Origin of the sequence: Bowmanella yangjiangensis, assembly GCF_017255015.1 — a bacterium.
GTDB lineage: Bacteria > Pseudomonadota > Gammaproteobacteria > Enterobacterales > Alteromonadaceae > Bowmanella > Bowmanella yangjiangensis.
Genome location: NZ_JAFKCS010000115.1, coordinates 1 through 2,423 on the forward strand (window position 1 = coordinate 1; position 2,423 = coordinate 2,423).

Sequence of the window (2,423 nt, forward strand, 5' to 3'; positions counted from 1 at the left end):
CATGGTTGCCTCCCGTGCATTCAGTGCAATCAGTGATAGCATAGCTGTGCGCGGGCCACATGCACACAGCCGCGGGTCTCACTGATAGATACCCTGAAAACCCGCCACACTGACCCCATTCATTCTCTTGTTGCCGGTCAAGAGGATCGGCTTCCTTATTGTTCCCGTGTCGTTTGTAGACAGCTGTCCTGCTAGCTGTTCTTGATCCCTGTGCAGGCCACGTATCGGCTGGCAACGGCGATGACATCGGCTTTGTTGGCGAAGGTCTGGGGAGACTGGGAGAAGATGCGGTCCTCGCACATGTCCCGGTAGTTTTCGTAGCGGGCGATGCAGCTGGCGGAGGTCTTGCCTGTGGCCTGCTCGTAACTGGCGTCGTTGCAGAAAAAGGTCACCAGCTGGTGGGTCCCAACCTTGACCTCATCGAGACTGACGCTTGTGGCTTCTACCTTTTGCAGCAGGGCCTGGTAGCTATCAACATCGATGGCCGTGGCCGCGAAGTGCTCGGTATAGAGGTAATAGCCGCCGGCGGCGACCGCGAGCAGCAGGAGCAGGTTTTTCATTTGCTTCATCCTTGATGGCGAAAGCCCGGCAGAATAGAAACTCTGGTGACCGTTGTCCACGGTGTGCGTGTGCTACCGGACGGTTCCTTTTTCTTCGAACTGTGTGATGTGTGCTGAATGAAATCCTTTGATGAACTGTTGGCTGAAGCTGAAGCGGCCGATGTGAGTGGTTGGGGCTTTGCGTGGCTAGCGGGGCGAGCTAGTGAGGAGCGTCCTTCCTGGGGTTATTCCAGGTTGCTGGCGCAGCGCTTGGCCCAGGTGGGGTCGGCGCTTGATCTGGACACCGGTGGCGGTGAGGTGCTGGGCGAGGTGCCGCGCTTTCCTCCGCGAATGTGTGCCACGGAGGCGTGGCCGCCCAACGCCCGCAAGGCCCGCGAGCACCTGGGGGCGCGTGGCGTGCAGGTGGTGGAAACCACGGCGGCGGACAGCGTGCTGCCGTTTGCGGACACTTCTTTCGAGCTCGTCACATCGCGTCATCCGGTATCCCCGAACTGGGCCGAGATCCATCGCGTGCTCAAGCCGGGCGGATGCTACTTCGCGCAGCATGTTGGTGCGGCTTCGGCTTTCGATCTGATTGAGCGCTTCCTCGGGCCGCTTCCACAGCAGCGACGTCAGCGCGATCCGCAGGACGAGGCGGCCGCCGCGCAGGCAGCCGGGCTGAACGTGACGGATCTGCGTGTCGAGCGCTGCCGTCTGATGTTCAACGACGTCGGGGCGGTGGTCTGGATTCTGCGCAAGTGCGTGTGGTGGGTGCCTGACTTCTCCACACGCAAGTACCACGATGTATTGCTGGCCCTCGATGAGCAGATGCGTGGTGGGCGGCCATTCGTGGCGCATTCGACTCGGCACCTGATCGAAGCGCGGCGTTAACCCGGGGCGCTGCCACGCGGGTCGGTTGGGCTATCGGGCGTTGTTCGGTGCTTGACGTGGATACCGAAAGGGATTGACTTAGAGCGCGCTCGAACTTTTAGGATCGCCCCATGGAACCTCATCTGAGCATCGACGAAGTCGCCCGCCGCACCGGGCTGACAGCCCATACCCTGCGCTATTACGAGCGCATCGGGCTGATCGGGCCGGTGGGCCGCACGGCGAGTGGACAGCGCCGTTATGCGCCTTCGAACATGGCCTGGATCGAGTTCCTGCTGCGCCTGCGCACGACCCGCATGCCGATCGGCAAGATGCAGGCGTTCGCGGCGCTGAGGGGCGCCGGAGACCCGACGGTGCCGGCGCGTCGACAGATGCTGGAAGAACACCTCGCGGAGGTTCTGACCGAGATCGAAGCGATGCGCTGCGCCGCCGATGCGCTGCAAGCGAAGATCGAGTACTACCGCTCGTGCGAGCAGCGCCTGGCGCTGGAGTCATCAATCGAGAGGGGCAACGAGCATGAGCAACGAAAGTCGGTACCAGCGAGGACTGGCCAGGCTGAAGGAGATTGACGGCGAGGCCGGTGAACGGGTGGTGGAGAGTCTGGCTGGCATCGCCCCGGATTTCGCGCGCTATCTGGTGGAGTTCCCGTTCGGCGATATCTACTCGCGGCCGGGGCTGGACCTGAAAAGCCGGGAGATCGCCGTGGTGGCGGCGCTGACCGCCCTTGGCAATGCTGCGCCACAGCTGAAGGTGCATGTGCATGGCGCGTTGAACGTCGGTGTCAGCCGCACCGAGATCGTCGAGACGATGATGCAGATGGCGGTGTATGCCGGCTTTCCCGCGGCACTCAATGGCCTGGCGGTGGCGCGGGAGGTGTTCGAGCAGCGCTCTGAGGCGGCCTGACGCCGGGCCATAAGCGCGAAGCCCCCAGCGGCGTGGATCCGCTGGGGGCTTCGAGGGAGCGGGGCAGGCTCAGACGTTGAAGCGGAAGTGCAT

The 2,423-nt window shown here is 62.9% G+C and carries 4 protein-coding genes; 3 read left to right on the plus strand and 1 reads right to left on the minus strand.

Features of this window, described 5'->3' with window-relative positions:
• Positions 1 to 191 precede the first annotated feature (191 nt).
• Positions 192 to 560, minus strand: coding sequence for a hypothetical protein (locus J0A65_RS22355; RefSeq protein ID WP_152488002.1), 369 nt, complete (start codon positions 558 to 560; stop codon positions 192 to 194).
• Positions 561 to 677: 117 nt separating this feature from the next.
• Between J0A65_RS22355 and J0A65_RS22360 the strand changes: the two genes are divergently transcribed.
• The 3 genes from J0A65_RS22360 to J0A65_RS22370 all read left to right on the plus strand — a co-directional run bounded on the left by J0A65_RS22360 (position 678) and on the right by J0A65_RS22370 (position 2,330).
• Complete coding sequence (locus tag J0A65_RS22360; RefSeq protein ID WP_206596527.1) at positions 678 to 1,430, plus strand: class I SAM-dependent methyltransferase; 753 nt, start codon at positions 678 to 680, stop codon at positions 1,428 to 1,430.
• A 110-nt stretch (positions 1,431 to 1,540) separates the two neighbouring features.
• A complete protein-coding gene (locus J0A65_RS22365; RefSeq protein WP_206596528.1) occupies positions 1,541 to 1,996 on the plus strand; it encodes a MerR family transcriptional regulator in 456 nt (151 codons plus the stop codon).
• Positions 1,944 to 2,330 (plus strand): carboxymuconolactone decarboxylase family protein, encoded by a 387-nt coding sequence (locus J0A65_RS22370; RefSeq protein WP_152488005.1) that lies wholly within the window; start codon positions 1,944 to 1,946, stop codon positions 2,328 to 2,330. Before J0A65_RS22365 ends, J0A65_RS22370 begins: the two co-directional genes overlap by 53 nt.
• Positions 2,331 to 2,423 lie beyond the last annotated feature (93 nt).

Bases quoted from the DNA above. Each gene is read 5' to 3' on its own strand.
- J0A65_RS22355 (WP_152488002.1), bottom strand. From the start codon at position 560: ATGAAAAACCTGCTCCTGCTGCTCGCGGTCGCCGCCGGCGGCTATTAC.
- J0A65_RS22370 (WP_152488005.1), top strand. From the start codon at position 1,944: ATGAGCAACGAAAGTCGGTACCAGCGAGGACTGGCCAGGCTGAAGGAG.
- J0A65_RS22365 (WP_206596528.1), top strand. From the start codon at position 1,541: ATGGAACCTCATCTGAGCATCGACGAAGTCGCCCGCCGCACCGGGCTG.
- J0A65_RS22360 (WP_206596527.1), top strand. From the start codon at position 678: ATGAAATCCTTTGATGAACTGTTGGCTGAAGCTGAAGCGGCCGATGTG.